The 17,823-nt window shown below is 34.3% G+C and carries 13 protein-coding genes; 4 read left to right on the plus strand and 9 right to left on the minus strand.

Annotated features, from left to right (window positions below; all coding sequences use genetic code 11):
- Positions 1–102: 102 nt before the first annotated feature.
- The 9 genes from KZH69_RS11565 to KZH69_RS11605 form a co-directional block, all read right to left on the minus strand.
- Positions 103–1,017, minus strand: a complete 915-nt coding sequence (locus tag KZH69_RS11565; RefSeq protein ID WP_219317605.1) for a hypothetical protein — start codon at positions 1,015–1,017, stop codon at positions 103–105.
- A gap of 5 nt (positions 1,018–1,022) precedes the next feature.
- Positions 1,023–2,474, minus strand: coding sequence for an MBOAT family O-acyltransferase (locus KZH69_RS11570; protein ID WP_219317606.1), 1,452 nt, complete (start codon positions 2,472–2,474; stop codon positions 1,023–1,025).
- Positions 2,475–2,585: 111 nt separating this feature from the next.
- Entirely contained in the window at positions 2,586–2,867 is a 282-nt protein-coding gene (locus tag KZH69_RS11575; RefSeq protein ID WP_219317607.1) for a FoF1 ATP synthase subunit delta/epsilon, read from the minus strand.
- A 76-nt stretch (positions 2,868–2,943) separates the two neighbouring features.
- A complete protein-coding gene (gene atpD, locus KZH69_RS11580; RefSeq protein WP_219317608.1) occupies positions 2,944–4,455 on the minus strand; it encodes a F0F1 ATP synthase subunit beta in 1,512 nt (503 codons plus the stop codon).
- 272 nt (positions 4,456–4,727) lie between these two features.
- Positions 4,728–6,266, minus strand: coding sequence for an SGNH/GDSL hydrolase family protein (locus KZH69_RS11585; RefSeq protein ID WP_219317609.1), 1,539 nt, complete (start codon positions 6,264–6,266; stop codon positions 4,728–4,730).
- Positions 6,267–6,302: 36 nt separating this feature from the next.
- Positions 6,303–9,140, minus strand: coding sequence for a TonB-dependent receptor (locus KZH69_RS11590; protein ID WP_219317610.1), 2,838 nt, complete (start codon positions 9,138–9,140; stop codon positions 6,303–6,305).
- A 302-nt stretch (positions 9,141–9,442) separates the two neighbouring features.
- Entirely contained in the window at positions 9,443–11,290 is a 1,848-nt protein-coding gene (gene glmS / locus KZH69_RS11595) for a glutamine--fructose-6-phosphate transaminase (isomerizing) (protein WP_219317611.1), read from the minus strand.
- A gap of 8 nt (positions 11,291–11,298) precedes the next feature.
- Positions 11,299–12,882 carry a BamH family beta-barrel-assembly machinery protein gene (gene bamH, locus KZH69_RS11600; protein WP_219317612.1) on the minus strand — a complete coding sequence of 528 codons (1,584 nt, stop codon included), beginning with the start codon at positions 12,880–12,882 and terminating at the stop codon, positions 11,299–11,301.
- A gap of 21 nt (positions 12,883–12,903) precedes the next feature.
- Positions 12,904–13,710 (minus strand): glycogen/starch synthase, encoded by an 807-nt coding sequence (locus KZH69_RS11605; protein ID WP_219317613.1) that lies wholly within the window; start codon positions 13,708–13,710, stop codon positions 12,904–12,906.
- A gap of 107 nt (positions 13,711–13,817) precedes the next feature.
- Between KZH69_RS11605 and panC the strand changes: the two genes are divergently transcribed.
- The 4 genes from panC to radA all read left to right on the plus strand — a co-directional run bounded on the left by panC (position 13,818) and on the right by radA (position 17,752).
- Entirely contained in the window at positions 13,818–14,666 is an 849-nt protein-coding gene (gene panC / locus KZH69_RS11610) for a pantoate--beta-alanine ligase (protein ID WP_219317614.1), read from the plus strand.
- Between the two features lie 9 nt (positions 14,667–14,675).
- Entirely contained in the window at positions 14,676–15,026 is a 351-nt protein-coding gene (gene panD, locus KZH69_RS11615; protein ID WP_219317615.1) for an aspartate 1-decarboxylase, read from the plus strand.
- Between the two features lie 90 nt (positions 15,027–15,116).
- Positions 15,117–16,388 carry an alpha/beta hydrolase gene (locus tag KZH69_RS11620; RefSeq protein WP_219317616.1) on the plus strand — a complete coding sequence of 424 codons (1,272 nt, stop codon included), beginning with the start codon at positions 15,117–15,119 and terminating at the stop codon, positions 16,386–16,388.
- A 2-nt stretch (positions 16,389–16,390) separates the two neighbouring features.
- Positions 16,391–17,752: a DNA repair protein RadA gene (gene radA, locus KZH69_RS11625; RefSeq protein WP_219317617.1), complete on the plus strand. Its 1,362-nt coding sequence runs from the start codon at positions 16,391–16,393 to the stop codon at positions 17,750–17,752.
- The last annotated feature ends 71 nt before the right edge of the window (positions 17,753–17,823 follow it).

The following is a 17,823-nucleotide window of genomic DNA, read 5'->3' on the forward strand; positions in this document are numbered from 1 at the left end:
TTTAACATCTTAGTTTCAATAATAAGTGAACTTTTATATCAACTTATTTGAGTACAAAACACAATTAAAATAAAAAGCAAAACACTTATGTCGGGCTTTAATCTATTGTAATACTTTTTTTAAATCCTCAATTAACAATTGAGTTCTATAATCCACCCCGTCTTTATTCAAATGGTAAGGAGTATTAAACATCATTGCATCTGGAATTTTATATCTTTCAGCAGTTCCTAAAACAATAAAATCGTTTTTTCTATATTCCATCTCCACTCTATGAATAGAATTGATAGACTTCATAAAAGAAACATCTTGATATCCTGGAAATGAAACAAACAACTGCGCCCCCTTTTTTTCAATCTCCAGAGCATACGCTTTGATATTCTCCAAAACAACTGTATTGTATTCCCCTTTAACCGCTTTAGATTTGAAGTTTTCCCTCTTCATCCCCCAGTGTGAAAAAGTATCACCATAATCATTAAATGAGTTAACACTATAAACTTTACTGTCTATAATATTTAAATACTCTGAAGGCTTTAATTTGGTAATGGCAAGTTTAGGCATATACGGAATAATATTGAAAAGCTGTTTAGAACTTAACAACGATATTTTTGAAAGATTCACATCAAATATAATTCTTAACAACTCTTCACTTCCGCGGTCATAATCTGAATAAAAATGAGAGTACTCAGGAACTAGTACAACAACATCACCTTTTTTAACAAACTTTATGCTATTATCTAACATAAATTTCAGCGTTAAAGATGCATGTATTGCAGTGTTTATCGGATTTTTTCTTAAAGAATCTTTAATCAATTGACTATTCAATCCAAAGCTCAGATTAGATCCACCTACAAAAATTATTCTAGGAGACTTGGTATACTTTAATAATGAATCTTTTTTAATGCTGGAAAAAAGCAAAGATTTAGTAGCCCTTGGTGTAGCTGGCAATAATATTGCTAATACTATAAAACCGAAAACAGGCAATAAAAACCCGATTACTTTACGTACAAATATATTCATATGAATTAAAATTGAAAATATATAAACTGTTGTTCCCCGCCAGCACTAAACCATAATATGATTAATACTAAAGAATAATACATCACATATCTGTAAGATTTTTTCCAACTAGTATCCAAACCAGCTATTGCAAACTCTTTCTCCCTTCCCAACCATTCAATAAACATAAAAGCAAAAATGAAAACAATACAAATCAAAACTCCTCCTTTATCTACAAGACCTGATATTGTAAAAAATGATTTAGAAAAGATTTTTGAAATATAGCTTAAAGCGGATTCGATATCCTTAGCTCTAAAAAAAATCCAAGCTATAACTGTTAAATTAAAAGTAAGCAACATTTCTAAAAGCTCTTTAAAACTTGGAATCAATTTACCTTTTGCTACCGTATCCAGACTTTTTCGATTCGTATTAAAAATAATAGATGGCATAATGTATAAAGCATGTAGAAACCCCCATACAATAAAAGTCCAATTTGCACCATGCCAAAAACCACTTACCAAAAAGATAATAAATGTATTTCTAACTTTCGACCAAATTCCACCTTTACTTCCTCCTAAGGGTATATACAAATAATCTCTAAACCAAGATGAAAGCGAAATATGCCAACGTCTCCAAAATTCAGCGATATTTCGCGAAAAGTATGGAAATGAAAAATTCTTTAAAAGCTCAATACCAAAGAGTCTTGCTGTTCCTAATGCAATATCGGAATATCCTGAAAAATCCCCATAAATCTGAAATGTAAAAAACAACGCTCCTAAAAATAAGCTACCTCCTGAATAGTCCCCAGAATTGTTAAAAATTTCATTTGCATATTTAGCGCACTGATCTGCTATCACAATCTTTTTAAACAAACCCCATAATATTTGCTTTAAACCGTTTACCAGTTTCGCATAATCAAAAATACGCTTTCTTTGAATTTGAGGAAGCAGGTGTGTCGCACGCTCTATCGGACCTGCAACTAACAAAGGAAAAAAACTGACAAAGACAGAATAATCTATAAAATTTTTTTCAGCTTTAATTCTTTCTTTATATATATCAATAACATAAGACAATCCATGAAAAGTATAAAAAGAAATACCAACTGGCAAAATAACGTTTAGTGTCCAAGGATTTATAACAAATCCCAATTTAGATAAAGCTAATGCAGTTGAATCTATAAAAAAATTATAGTATTTAAAAACAGCTAAGAAACCAAGATTAATGCCAATACTCAACCAAAACCAAAATTTTTTTGTTGTGTTATTTTTTGATTCAGCGATTTTAATTCCAGAAAAATAATCCAACAAAGTAGAAAATATTAGCAAAAACAAAAACCTCCAATCCCAGCAAGCATAAAAAAAGTAACTAGAAAGAAGGAGTAGAATATTCTGATACTTAAGTTCTTTATGGGCAACAGACCAGTACAAAAAAAACACAATAGGTAGAAAAACGGCAAAACTTAGTGAATTGAAAAGCATTTTAAGGTATCGTTAATTTAAAAAAATATTCTTTATGGTATCTTCCTTTAAACAATATAGCAAAAAAAAGCCAAACAATAAGTCTGGCCTTTGCTAATTATAATAATCCTTTTAGTCAGCTAAAACAATTACTTTATTATCTTTTAACTCCAGAGTACCTGAGGCAATTTCTAAAGTATAGTTTTGATCATTTACTTTGGTAAACAAACTGGCAGTTTCTTCGTTTAAATCAAAACTTGGAGCAGTAATATTAATCGTTCCTTTTTGCAACAATGAAACTATTGGAGCGTGGTTATTCAACATTTGAAAACGTCCGTCTACTCCTGGAACAGAAATAGAAGTGATTTCTCCTGCAAATAATTTCGCTTCTGGTGATACTATTTCTAAAATCATAATTATTTAGTTAATAGTTGATCGTTGATGGTTGGTGGTTGTTTCTAACAACTGACAACTAACAACTAACAACCAATTACGCCTCTGCCAACATTTTTTCTCCAGCCTCAATAGCTTCTTCAATAGTACCTTTAAGGTTGAAAGCTGATTCTGGCAAGTGATCTAATTCACCATCAATAATCATATTAAATCCTTTGATAGTATCTTTGATATCTACTAAAACTCCTTTTAATCCTGTAAATTGCTCAGCAACATGGAAAGGTTGAGACAAGAAACGTTGAACACGTCTAGCTCTTGAAACAGATAATTTATCTTCTTCTGAAAGCTCTTCCATACCAAGAATCGCGATGATATCTTGCAATTGTTTGTATTTTTGAAGAATTTCTTTTACCCTTTGTGCACAATCATAATGCTCGTCACCAATAATATGTGGAGCTAAAATTCTTGAAGTAGAATCCAATGGATCTACCGCAGGATAAATACCTAACTCAGCAATTTTACGAGACAATACTGTTGTAGCATCTAAGTGAGCAAAAGTTGTTGCTGGCGCAGGGTCAGTTAAGTCATCCGCAGGAACGTAAACCGCTTGTACAGATGTAATAGAACCTTTGTTTGTAGAAGTAATACGCTCTTGCATCGCACCCATCTCAGTAGCCAATGTTGGTTGGTAACCTACCGCAGATGGCATACGTCCTAAAAGTGCTGATACCTCAGAACCTGCTTGCGTAAAACGGAAGATGTTATCCACGAAGAACAATACATCTTTTCCTTGATCAGAACCAGCTCCATCACGGAAATACTCAGCGATAGATAATCCAGAAAGTGCCACACGAGCACGAGCTCCTGGAGGCTCATTCATTTGTCCAAAAACGAAAGTAGCTTTAGACTCTCTCATTCCTGGCATATCTACTTTAGATAAATCCCATCCTCCATTTTCCATAGAGTGCATGAAATCTTCACCATATTTAATAATTCCTGACTCCAACATCTCACGAAGTAAGTCATTCCCTTCACGTGTTCTTTCCCCTACTCCTGCGAATACAGAAAGTCCACCGTGTCCTTTTGCAATATTGTTAATCAACTCCTGAATCAATACTGTTTTACCTACTCCAGCACCACCAAATAATCCAATTTTCCCCCCTTTTGAGTAAGGTTCAATCAAATCGATTACTTTAATACCAGTAAATAAAACTTCAGAAGATGTAGATAAATCTTCAAATTTTGGAGCTTGTTTGTGAATTGAAGTCCCATTTTCACCTGTTTTTGGTAAAGCTGGCAAACCGTCAATAGCATCACCAATTACGTTAAACAAACGACCGTAAACATCGGCACCGATTGGCATCTGGATAGGATTTCCTGTTCCAACTACTTCATAACCTCTGCTCAAACCATCTGTTGAGTCCATCGAAATGGTACGAACTGTGTTTTCACCAATGTGAGATTGTACTTCAAGTACTAATAACGTACCGTCCTTTCTTGTGATTTCTAATGAATCATAAATTTTTGGAAGTTCAACATCTTTTCCGTTGAAAACTACATCGACTACTGGTCCAATGATTTGGGCAACTTTTCCTATTACTTTTGACATTACTTATGTGTTTATTAAATAGCTATTTAGGTTTATGAAATACAGCCCATCGAAATAGCTCGATTGGATACTTTTTTCAGAGTGCAAAGATAATTTTTTAAAATATAAAATCAATATTTTTTTTTATAAAAAAAGCTAAAATTTTATCGAATTGATTATTAAGCTGTTTCAAACTATCAAAACACACCTTTGAATACTATAAATGTCATTAAAAACAAAAAAAAACCACCACGTCATAAACGGGTGGTTTCAATAACAATTGTAAATTAAATTTATTGTATTGTTGCTGGATATTGGATTTGATAACTAGCCAAATCAACAGTCCTTAATGTTGCACCATATTTTGTGTTTATTGCATTCACGAAAAGATTAGCAATATACGCATATCCTCTCGGACTTGGATGAACTCCATCTAATGAGAAAGCACCTCCTGTAACATAGGCAGCAGACATATGATAATTTCCAAAACGAACTCCTGTAGTTGCTAATTGAGTCATCGCTGATTTGGAATCTACAAAGGCCAAACCTTTAGATTCAGCTATTGTAGCAATAGTGACATTATAAGCATCTGTAGCCACTTTAACCTCTGCAATTTCAGAAGCGATTAAAACGTGCTTATCCAATAATGGAAAAGTAATTCCAAATTTATCAAGTGGAGCTGGATATCCTGTAGCACCTCCAATAACACCCCTTGTCGTCAACAGCACCAAATCAGCTTTAGTAGCCTGTCTAGCTTGCCCAAAAACCTGACCATAGGCAGCAGCTTTTGCAGCACCTAATGTAGGTGTAAATGCAGCAGTTAATTGTGCCGATAAATTTGGTAGTTTTTCATCTGATATCAACAATGGATTAGCCGCTGTTGTCGACAATAAATTAATTCTGTCGCCAGCTCCGAAAGCTGTCAAAGCTTGTTTTAAAGGACCGTATAATTGTGCATTTAAAGCCGCGATTGTAGCATCTCCAACTGGAATACTTCCTCCACCTAATAAACTTGACGTAAGTGGATTAAAAGGAATAGTAGTAAAATAAGGCAAAGTAGTTACGTAAGGTAAATTAGCCACCACGCCCTTTGCTCCAGTAGCTGTCAAATTAGTAGCTAGAGCGCTATAAACATTTGCAAAAACATTTGGATCAGTGATATCATTCGCTCCATAAGTTGAAGGATCTAGGTTTCCTGTTTGATTCACACCAATACCGCCTGATGTAGCATATCCTAAAACATCATTTCCTCCAATAAACAAAGAAAAGAAACTTGGTGCTTGCACTAGTGCATCTGCTAATACCGTGGTTGTTCCCGAAGTAGCAAAACGAGCATAATATGGATTTGCCTTACCAATAGCCACTCCAGCAGTATTACCATATCCAGCCGCAATTAAGTGGTAACTTTTTGCACCAGGAATTCCTAAATTATTAAAAGGACCAGTTAAATGATTCGTCACTTCGGTAGTTGGAGTCCCTGAAACAGGAACCGGTCCTTTACCATTAAAATACAAACGCGGTCCAGCAATTACATTACCACCCAACAATAATCCTCCAATATTATCAGCCATTAAAGGAGTTGTAAAAGCTCCTCCTCCCGCAGGAGCTAATTGTTGCGCCAATATATTTACATACGAATTTGCTTGACCTTCTTTAAAAAGAGCTCCATCACTATATCCTGCAGCAAAAGAATCTCCTAACGCTACATATTTTGCAAAAGAAGCTGACCCTGGTGTTATAGGAATTTCTACTGGGGCCGAGTCCTCATCATTATTATTACATGCTACAAAGCTTAAAGAAACTAACAGTAGCCATTTGAAATTTTTTATCATACTCTATATTTTTAAGTTTTTGTCTTGTCTTTTTAATTAAGGATTGATCGTTAATGAAGCAAACCATTGTTGCCCAATTGAACCCGCACCTATTACTTGAATATAATCTTTTCCTCCAATATTAGTTCCTCCTAATTTGAACAATAATTTATATGCTGGAATAGCATAATTAATTTGAGCATCAAACACAGTCGTTTCCGGAACCATTCCGTCTGCAAATGAAGATTGCCATAAATATTCAGAGTTCCATCTTACATTTGTATTAAATCCGAAGTTTTTAAACAATCTCGTATTCCCTAATGACGCTTTTACTCTGTGTTTTGGTGTGTTGAATCCAGTAACAAATCCTGGATCTTCAGATTGATCAAAATCCAATTGAGAATAATTATAATTCACTCCTAATTCAAAATCTTTATACACCTTTTTAGACAATCCAACTCCAAATCCTAATGAAGCAACATCCGCAGTCGTATTCGAATACACTTGATAAATTCTTCTATCACCTCTTGCCAAAGCGTATACTGGGCTTAATGGCTCTAATGGATTAAAGGTTTTATTTACATCACCATAATAAACACCAGCTACTCTTGAAGTATTCAAGAAATTATTGTATTGATTATAATAACCATTAATATCCACAGACAAATCATTATTAATCACTGTACGATATCCTAATTCATACGCTTTCACTTCCTCAGGGCGAACTAACTGAATATTGGCTGCTTTCAATAAAGCAGCAGCTCCGGCTATGTCAGAAGGATTTGCAGACAAAGCAGCACCAAAAGCCTGTGCAGAAGTTAAAGTATACGAATTATTATAAGCATTTGTGCCATCCATTGGAACGGTGGCAGCAGCGCCCGCAGCTTGACCCGCAGCACTTACATTTCTAATTTCAGAATAACGAACTAAATTTTCAGGCGCAGAACCAATTAATGCGAAAGGCCCTAAGTCAAGTCCGATGTATTGATCTTGTGTAGTAGGGTTTCTAAAACCCGTTTGATAGGAAGCTCTAAAATTGTGCGTTTTTTGAGCACCCGCCGAATACACTAAAGATACTCTTGGGGATACATTCCCATCAAAATTTTGACTTTTATCATAACGTATAGATGCAACCAACTTCAAACGATCATCCATAAACATTTTGGAACCTTGCGTATAAACTCCATATTCATTATAACGAATTGGCCCATCATAATCTGTAAAAATAGATCCACTAGAATTCATTTCATATTGTCGAGCAGAACCTCCTACTTGAATTTCAGCAAACTTAATTAAGTCTTTAAAATTGTAATTAACATCTGAATGGTATATTTTAGATTTATCTGTAAATTTTGCTCCTTGCGTAAAGTCAGGATTGCTCTTAACTGCATTTAATGCATTTGTAAATTCTGGAGTTCCTGGCTCGAACCTAGCCTCTCTTGGAGCTGATGGATTATTAGGGTCTGTATTAGGAACCAAGTTCAACCCCGGAGAAACGTTAGTATCAGCAAAAGTTCTTGCATAATTACCCGCTTCATTGGCATCAAGCCCCAACATTGCAGAAGACAGTTGAAATGATGTAGCATAATCTGTAAACCAGTTCGTATCTGACTTAGCCGCTCTTTGTACATTCCAGCCTGCAAAACGCATATCATAAGAGTTACCTGCATCTTCAGAAGATTGGTAAGCTCTTGCAAAAAAGTTTTTCCCTTTTATTTCAATTTTTGTTTGACTCATAAAGAAATCATTCAAAGCATATCTATTAGCTCCTTGATAAATAGTATTTCCTAGACCTAATTTATACTGAAGCATAATTTCAGTATCATCTGCCCAAGGCCTAATATGCAAAGAGAAATCTGCTTTTACACTATTTACTTTATTATCATTCAAATCTTTTTCACGGTAACCCGTTCTACTTACCTGCCCAACATTGTTTATAAAAGTAGTTACCTCATCCCCATAAATATTTAAACCATCATAGTTTTGATTTCCATCATGACCGATTGAACCACCTGTTACACTTCTTCTGTCATCAGCTATCCACTCCGTAGCTTTCATATAATTGAAATTGGCTTTCACGGCAAAATATTTATTAAAAGCAGTAGCTGCTCTAATTCCCATATCAAAATAATCATTAGTACCTGCAACATCTTGCGAAGTTTGACCATATTTCACATAAGAACTAATTCCTTGATGCACGAATGGATTTTTACTATTCATGAACAAAATCCCATTAAATGCATTAGCTCCATACAAAGCAGAAGATGCTCCTGGCAAAAGTTCAACACTAGCCACATCAATATCTGAAAGACCAATTAAGTTCCCCAAAACAAAGTTCAATGCTGGAGACGAATTATCCATTCCATCTACCAATTGCATAAAACGGGTATTTCCTACAGCAGCAAAACCTCTCGTGTTTACCGTTTTGAAAGAGATACTACTCGTATTAAATTGTACTTCTTTTAAATTTTCTAAACCATCATAAAAAGTGGGAGCCGTAGTACTTTTCACTTGTGCAATTCCCATTCTTTCAATAGTAACAGGAGATTGTAGCACTCTTTCAGGGGCTCTAGAAGCTGAAACCACTATTTCGTTTAATTTTGTTTCTTCTGAGCTCATTATTACTTGAATCTTTTGTGACACTGACACTACATTTAGACTGGAAGAGGAATATCCAACAGCGGTAACTTCAATTAAAAAAGGCGGTGTTTCCTTAGTAATTAAAACGAAAGAGCCATCATAATCAGAAATAGCGCCCTCTTTCGACCCTGCCAAATTAATATTTGCTCCGGGAATAGGTTGATTATTCTCATCCTTAACTACACCTTTGATAGAATTTTGCGCAAAAGATATGCTGCAAAAGAACAATGTTAAAAAAAGTAAATACAATCTCATTTGGTAAAATTTTGTTGGTTAGTGGCGGCAAATTACACATATTTTTTAATTATCAACAACAAAAATAAAAATATTTATAATTATTATTAACAAAATAGGTACATATATAACAATTCAATATTTTTATATTTTGCATAATTACTAATAAAATAATCATATATTCATATAATATATTATGCATACATAATAATTTCGTATTTCTATTAAATTTATCACAAAAATTACAACGATTTCGTAAAAAGTATAAAACAAAAAAAAAGCGAGAAATAAATCTCGCTTTTTTATAATTCCTTGTAATTTAATTACTCAACCGTCACCGATTTTGCTAAGTTTCTTGGTTGATCTACATTACAACCTCTCATAACAGCAATGTGATACGATAGCAGTTGTAATGGTATGGTAGTAATCAATGGCGACAATGCATCTGATGTTTCAGGAATCTCAATAACATAATCTGCTAATTCACGAACTTGTGTATCTCCCTTGGTCACTACAGCAATAATTTTACCGCTTCTTGATTTAATTTCCTGAATATTACTAACAATTTTATCATAATGACCTTGTTTTGGCGCAATTACAATAACAGGCATTAATTCATCAATTAAAGCAATAGGACCATGCTTCATTTCAGCAGCTGGATATCCTTCAGCGTGTATATAGGAAATCTCTTTTAATTTTAAAGCTCCTTCGAGTGCAACTGGAAAGTTATACCCACGCCCTAAATATAAACAATTTGGAGAATCCTTAAAAACACCTGCAATTTCTTTTGTTTTGTCATTAGTTTCTAATGCTTCTTTTACTTTTTCTGGTATAATTTCTAATTCCTGCAAATACATATGAAATTCAGAATGTGTCAATGTCCCTTTCGCTTTTGCCAAACGCAAAGCTATCATCGTCAAAACAGTAATTTGAGTAGTAAAAGCTTTTGTAGAGGCTACCCCAATCTCAGGCCCCGCATGTGTATATGCTCCTGCGTGAGATTCTCTTGAAATAGATGAACCTACTACATTACATACCCCAAAAACAAATGCACCATGTTCTTTTGCTAATTTTATAGCAGCCATAGTATCTGCTGTTTCACCTGATTGTGAAATAGCAATTACCACATCTTTACTATTGATAATTGGATTTCTATATCTGAATTCGGAAGCATATTCGACTTCAACAGGGATTCTAGCAAACTCTTCAATAACATATTCAGCAACCAAACCAGCATGCCATGATGTCCCACAGGCCACAATTATAATTCTTTCTGCATTTAAGAATTTCTCTAAGTTGTCTTCAACTCCTGCCATTTGAATAATCCCTTCATTGGCGTGCAATCTTCCTCTATATGTATCTTTAATTACACTTGGTTGCTCGTAGATTTCTTTCAACATAAAGTGATCATAACCACCTTTTTCAATCTGCTCCAAATTCATTTGCAGCTCTTGAATATATGGATCAACGATAGAGTCATCTTTTATTTTACGAACCTTCATCGGTCTATGCAACCTAATATTAGCCATTTCACCATCTTCCAGATAAACCGCATTGGAAGTATATTCAATAAATGGGGAAGCATCAGAAGCTATAAAATATTCACCTTCACCAATCCCAATAGCCAATGGACTTCCTAATCTGGCAGCAACAATTTCATTTGGGTTTTTTTTATCAAAAACAGCAATAGCATAAGCACCAACAACTTGGTTTAATGCCACTTGAACAGCTTTTCCTAATTTTAAATTTTCCTTCTTTTGTACTTCTTCGATTAGATTAATCAAAACCTCAGAATCAGTATCCGAAGAAAAAGAATAGCCTCTCTTTATTAACTCGACTTTCAAGGGAGCATAATTTTCTATGATTCCGTTGTGAATAATTACTAAATCACCAGAATTAGAAACATGAGGATGTGAATTGACATCATTTGGCACCCCGTGAGTTGCCCAACGCGTATGTCCAATCCCTATAGTACCATTAGTCGTTATTTCTTTTTGCGCTTTCTCTTCAAGATCAGAAACCTTACCTTTAGTTTTAGACAATTTTATACTCTCACCGTCATACAACATGACACCAGCACTGTCGTATCCACGGTACTCTAACCTTTTCAATCCTTTTATAATTATAGGATAAGCTTCTCTATAACCTATATATCCAACAATTCCACACATAGTTTCTCTTAATTAGGTTTTGTATAATAAATTTCGAATTTTAGCCTTTTATCGTAATTTAAATCATCTGTGGGTATATTATTCCCAAAGACAATAGTCCCTAGAGGACTCATGACAGAAGCCATAGGAACTACAAAAGGCGAGACTGTTTCATCCCTTAAAAAATAAAAATTAGTTTTGCTGATATCTTCCGTAACAACAAGACCTAGTTCAACATTCTTAGGGTCAGTACTAATAACAAGATTCCTAATATGATTGGTAATCCTAAATTTATAATAAGCACCACCACCTGTAATTGTACCCCCTAAAACTCCTGTATAATCAGCTAAAATTTTACTGTTAGTAAAATCATATAAGTAAATTCTTTGTGGAGCATGACTCGAACCCATTTTAGTCGAATTTACATAAAAAACTAAATTTGCTTCATTGATAAGGTATTTGTTTTTTCGAATGATATCCAATTGATCAGGCACTTCATTTGGAATTCCAGTAACACCATCAGGACCAAATTTATCATCTCCAAATATTTTTAAAATCGACATAGATCCTTCTCCTCCTTTAAGATACAAATTAGCATCACCTTCCATCTTATTCACATTCGTTGTGGTGGCATTGGTATAATCAGCATTCGTATTACTTTGATTCACCAAACTAACCGTGTTACCTGTTAACAATAACGTAATTGTCTTAGGCTCTTTTTTTCCATCCACCGTTTCTGCATAAGAAATTGTAATCTTACCTCCTTTAAAATTGAGCATTGCCATACTTCCTTTACCAGCTCCTATGCGCTCCATATTAAAAAATAACCCTCTAAAATAGTTTTTAAATACAGCGTTTGAAACCAACGAACCTGCTGGTGCCTTTAAAATCTTGTCCTCAAAAAAAGTTTTATTTAAATGAAATCGAATACCTGGAGGTGTTCTAGTTGTAGTTGTAACATCATCAGTAGGGGGCTGTATAACATGCTCAGCATCATCAAAAAAGAACTCTTCATTTTGAGATTTAATAGGCTCATTATTTAAAAGAAGAGGTGATGTTTCGCTTGGTCGCAATTGCGCATGAAATTCTGAATATTGATTGCTGTAAAATTTTTGTGTTTTTGAATTTTGCGAATTACCGTCTAAATCAGCCATATAATAACCTGATTCATATATACTGAGCTTCATTTTAGCCTTCTTATCTTCACCATAAATGGAATCTAAAACATAGTTACTACTCCCATCTGAATTCAAAACTGTCTTTGATTTATCATAAAAATAAGGAATTGTTAACAACACACTTGTAATTGTAGCAGTCGCAGCATCTATAGTAGGATTCTCTTTTTCTAGAGCCACTTGAGTTACAAAATTTGCAGTAGTAGTCCCGAAAGAAGGGTTATCATATATTCCTAATGGATTAATTGGGAGATTATTAGACTGTATTGGACCTATCTTTTCATTATATGCTATTACGGAAAAGTCATCTTTTGTAATACCAAAAGAACCATCTCCGATAAGATCTTCACCAATAACATTTAATTCTTTATCACATGAATTAAAAAGCACAATAAATAAAAGGAAAGGAATTGTTTTAAAAAAAGAATTTTTAAGCATACTTATTCGTAAAAGATTGATTTATAACAACATGTTTTTATAGAATTCCGTATAAGCCACAGCGAATTCTTCTTTATGTTTCAAAGGTAGAAAAGGTTTACCTGAAGATTCTATAAATTTTGTTAAACTTGGAGACAGTCCTTCTGAGGCAATAATAACTGCGTCAGAATTGCGAACAGTCGTTTTTATAATATTTTCATAGTTTGGCACTTCCAACTCAGTAATGGCTTCATCCGGAACACCGTCAAATCTCACTTTGTTAATCATTTCAACATCTAAAGTCCCATCAAAAGACTGACTATAAACAGACGTTACGATTTTAGTATCCGAAAATAAAGCTTCATTTTTGTAGAAATGCTTCATATAAACAGGCAACATTGCTGCCATCCAACCGTGCACGTGAATTATATCCGGTACCCAATTTAATTTCTTTACGGTCTCTACAACACCTTTAGCAAAAAAAATAGCGCGCTCATCATTATCAGGATACATTACCCCTTCCTCATCCGCAAAAGTGGCTTTTCTTTTAAAATATTCTTCGTTATCTATAAAATAAACTTGTATTCTTTCTTTTGGAATAGAAGCAACCTTAATAATAAGTGGCATATCCAAATCATTCACAACCAAATTCATCCCAGACAAACGAATCACTTCATGCAATTGGTGTCTTCTCTCGTTAATATTCCCATACCTCGGCATAAAAATTCTAATTTGTCCACCTTGATCATTAATCATTTTTGGTACGTCATAAGACATTAATGAAACCTCATTTTCAGCGAGATAAGGCACAACTTCAGATGATACGTATAATATCCTCTTATCTTTCATAGTATAAATTGATTAATTATTGGCAATAAAAACCATGCAAAATTACAAAATTTTATGCAGTTATGGACTAAAATATTAAGTTTGCACCTAATTTAAACAAAACTGCCATGCAAATTTTCTATGGAAAAGCGGCTTTAATGGACTATTTATCCTCCTTAAAGACTACAAATTCTTCAATTGGATTTGTTCCAACAATGGGTGCTTTGCATGAGGGACATCAGTCGTTAATGCTTCAATCTACTAAAGAAAATAACATAACTGTTGTTAGTATTTTTGTGAATCCCACTCAATTTAACAATCCTGAAGATTTGGAAAAATACCCACGTACTTTGGATGCTGACCTCATAAAAATATCCAACATCAATCCAAACATTATCGTTTTTGCACCAACTGTTGATGATATGTATGAAGGAAAAACCTTATCTCAATCTTTTGATTTTGATGGATTAGAAAATAAAATGGAAGGAAAGTTTAGACCCGGCCATTTTGATGGTGTGGGCACTATCGTAAAACGACTTTTTGAAATCGTACAACCAACAAGAGCCTATTTCGGTGAAAAAGATTTTCAACAAGTGCAAATAGTTAAAAAGATGGTTGAAAAAAACCACCTACAAGTCACTATTGTCGTATGCCCTATTTATAGAGAAATCAACAACTTAGCCATGAGTTCTCGAAATGAACGCTTAACTTTGCACGAAAGAGAAGAAGCGGGGATTATTTATAAAATACTAAACAGTGCCAAAGCAAAATTCTCCAATAATAGCGCTAAAAAAACAACCCAATGGGTTAAAAACGAATTCAAAAAAAATAAAACATTTACTTTAGAATACTTTGAAATTGCCGATGAAACTACACTTACTACCTGCAATCGAAAAAGTAAAAACAAAAAATACAGAGCTTTCATAGCCGTATTTGTAAACAACATCCGATTAATAGACACCATTTCATTAAATTAAAAAAACATCATGCACATTCAAGTTGTTAAATCAAAAATTCACCGAGTAAGAGTCACAGGAGCTGACTTAAATTACATCGGAAGTATCACCATAGATGAAGCATTATTAGAAGCATCAAATATAATTGAGGGAGAAAAAGTATCGATTGTAAACATCAATAATGGAGAACGTTTTGACACTTATGCCATCGTGGGTGAAAAAAATTCTGGAATAATTACTTTAAATGGACCTGCAGCACGTAAAGTACAAAAGGACGATATCATCATCATCATTTCGTATGCGTCTCTAGAATTTGAAGAAGCCAAAACGTTCAAACCTTGGATTGTTTTCCCAAATGAAAAAGACAATTCATTGACGTAATCATCTGTCTATTTCTTCTTTATAAAATACATTAAATAATTGTTTATATTGCTAACTAGTTTTATCATAAAATAACCAACATCTTCCTCTATGAAACATTTATTTGCAGTATTACTGGCCATTTTTTCAATTTCTTGTTTCTCACAAATAAAAACGATCAATTTCGACTCAGCAAAGCTTCAGGGGAAACGAGAACTTTATGTTTCGTTACCTGCTTCTTATGAAAAAAATCCAACCAAAAGATACCCTCTATTAATTTTAATGGATGGCGATTATTTACTAAATCCCTTTTTAGGAACTTTAATCTACGGCTCACATTGGGATGATTTACCTGAAGTAATTATTGTAGGAATAAATCAAAGTAAAAATAACCAAAGATCCATAGATTGCGGTTTAGACAACGTAACTGGTATGCCAGATGACAAAAGTGTAGATTTCTTTGATTTTATATCATTAGAACTAATTCCTTTAATCCAGCATGATTACAGAACCACTAATTTCAAAATTATTGCAGGACATGATACAACTGCAGCCTTCTTAAATTTCTTTTTATATAAAGACAACCCATTATTTAATGCTTATATATGCTTAAGTCCTGAGTTGCCGATAAACATGGAAGATGAGTTACCCGAAATTTTGGCTTCAGCAAAACTGCCTCTTTTTTATTACTTATCAACTGCAGATGGTGATGATAAAAAAATGCAAGAAAGAATTAAAAATTTTGACACCAAAATCCAAACTATTAAAAATCCAAATTTGAATTACAAGTTTGAAAACTTTAATGATGCATCCCATTTTTCTTTGGTTTTACATTCCATTCCAACAGCTTTATACCAGATTTTCACAGCAGCACAACCCATATCTACATTAGAATATGAAACAAAAATAGTCACTCTCAAGGAAGGCTATGTCGATTATTTAAAAAATAAATACGATATCATTGAAAATTCATTTGGAATAAAAAATCCAATTCGAATTACTGATTTTAAAGCAATTGAAGCCGCAATTCTGGAAAATAAAGATTACAATGAGTTAGACGCATTAGCTATCCTTGCTGATAAAAATTATCCAAAAAGCATGTTGGGAGATTACGAATTGGCAACTATGTTTGAAAAAAAGGGAGACAATCCTAGAGCCGTACGTTACTATATGTCAGGATTCAACAAAGAAGAAATTGCAGACCTAACAAAAGATATGATGTTTGCCAAAGCAGAAGAATTAAAAAAAACCTATGCTAAAAAACCAAAAATAAAAGGTAAAGTAGGTCAAGATACTGAAGCAAAACAGGAAGTAATTGAAGAAACTCCTGCATCAGACGCCCCAGCTACAGACACTCCTGTTACCGAAGAAAAAAAACAATAATAATGGCCAAAGTAAAAACAACTTTTTTTTGCCAGAATTGTGGTGCACAATATGCCAAATGGCAAGGACAGTGCAATTCCTGCAAAGAATGGAATACTATTGCTGAGGAAATTATACAAAAACAGGAAAAGGTCGCATGGAAAAGTGAGCCATCTACTACCAGTAAAGCACCAAAACCGTTACGGATCAATGAAATTGACAGTACCGAAGAAATCCGACTCGATACTACCGATAACGAACTAAATAGAGTCTTGGGTGGCGGAATCGTTCCTGGTTCTCTAATCCTTTTAGGCGGTGAACCTGGAATTGGTAAGAGTACGCTTTTATTACAAATTTCTTTGAAACTGCCTTACAAAACTTTATACGTTTCTGGTGAGGAAAGCCAAAAGCAAATCAAGATGCGTGCAGAACGTATTACTCCAAATGGCGACAACTGCTTTATTCTTACCGAAACTAAAACCCAGAATATCTTCAAACAGATTGAAGCCATTCAGCCTGAAATTGTCATAATCGATTCGATTCAGACTTTACATACCGATTATATTGAATCCACTGCCGGGAGTATTTCCCAAATACGGGAAACCACAGCCGAATTAATCAAATTTGCCAAAGAAACCAATATACCAGTTATCTTGATTGGACATATTACCAAAGACGGAACTATTGCAGGTCCAAAAATATTGGAACACATGGTTGATACCGTGCTTCAATTTGAAGGAGACCGCAACCATGTCTATCGTATTTTGCGTTCTCTAAAAAACCGCTTTGGATCAACTGCCGAAATTGGTATTTACGAAATGCTTGGAAGTGGATTACGTGAAGTATCCAATCCATCCGAAATATTAATTTCGCACAAAGACGAAGAATTGTCAGGAACAGCAATTGCCACCACGCTTGAAGGCATGCGCCCCTTGATGATTGAAATACAATCCCTGGTAAGTACCGCTGTTTATGGGACTCCGCAACGAAGCACCACGGGTTACAACGCCAAAAGACTGAATATGATTTTGGCTGTTTTGGAAAAAAGAGCAGGCTTTAGGCTTGGCGCCAAAGACGTTTTCCTGAATGTAACTGGCGGAATTTCGGTGGATGATCCAGCCATAGATTTGGCAGTAGTGGCCGCCATTTTATCATCAAATGAAGACATTCCGGTCAACAAAGATTTTTGTTTTGCCGGCGAAGTTGGGCTTTCGGGTGAAATTCGTCCTGTGAACCGAGTGGACCAGCGCATTCAAGAAGCTGAAAAATTGGGATTTTCGACTATTTTTGTATCCAAATACAATAAAATCGCTTTAAAAAACACAGGGATAAAAATCCAGTTGGTTGCCAAAATCGAAGATGTAGCCAGCCAATTGTTTGGGTAAAAGCGAGCAATAAGTTTAACAGAGATTTTACAAATTCGCTCAGATTAATTTTTTTAAATTTGTAAATCTGT

The sequence above is a fragment of the Flavobacterium taihuense genome, from assembly GCF_019351435.1.
In the GTDB taxonomy this organism is placed as follows: domain Bacteria; phylum Bacteroidota; class Bacteroidia; order Flavobacteriales; family Flavobacteriaceae; genus Flavobacterium; species Flavobacterium taihuense.

Excerpts from the sequence above, each read along its gene's own strand:
- radA (WP_219317617.1), top strand. The coding sequence starts at position 16,391 with ATGGCCAAAGTAAAAACAACTTTTTTTTGCCAGAATTGTGGTGCACAA.
- panD (WP_219317615.1), top strand. The coding sequence starts at position 14,676 with ATGCACATTCAAGTTGTTAAATCAAAAATTCACCGAGTAAGAGTCACA.
- KZH69_RS11570 (WP_219317606.1), bottom strand. The coding sequence starts at position 2,474 with ATGCTTTTCAATTCACTAAGTTTTGCCGTTTTTCTACCTATTGTGTTT.
- KZH69_RS11565 (WP_219317605.1), bottom strand. The coding sequence starts at position 1,017 with ATGAATATATTTGTACGTAAAGTAATCGGGTTTTTATTGCCTGTTTTC.
- KZH69_RS11590 (WP_219317610.1), bottom strand. The coding sequence starts at position 9,140 with ATGAGATTGTATTTACTTTTTTTAACATTGTTCTTTTGCAGCATATCT.
- panC (WP_219317614.1), top strand. The coding sequence starts at position 13,818 with ATGCAAATTTTCTATGGAAAAGCGGCTTTAATGGACTATTTATCCTCC.
- KZH69_RS11620 (WP_219317616.1), top strand. The coding sequence starts at position 15,117 with ATGAAACATTTATTTGCAGTATTACTGGCCATTTTTTCAATTTCTTGT.
- bamH (WP_219317612.1), bottom strand. The coding sequence starts at position 12,882 with ATGCTTAAAAATTCTTTTTTTAAAACAATTCCTTTCCTTTTATTTATT.
- glmS (WP_219317611.1), bottom strand. The coding sequence starts at position 11,290 with ATGTGTGGAATTGTTGGATATATAGGTTATAGAGAAGCTTATCCTATA.
- KZH69_RS11605 (WP_219317613.1), bottom strand. The coding sequence starts at position 13,710 with ATGAAAGATAAGAGGATATTATACGTATCATCTGAAGTTGTGCCTTAT.
- KZH69_RS11585 (WP_219317609.1), bottom strand. The coding sequence starts at position 6,266 with ATGATAAAAAATTTCAAATGGCTACTGTTAGTTTCTTTAAGCTTTGTA.
- atpD (WP_219317608.1), bottom strand. The coding sequence starts at position 4,455 with ATGTCAAAAGTAATAGGAAAAGTTGCCCAAATCATTGGACCAGTAGTC.
- KZH69_RS11575 (WP_219317607.1), bottom strand. The coding sequence starts at position 2,867 with ATGATTTTAGAAATAGTATCACCAGAAGCGAAATTATTTGCAGGAGAA.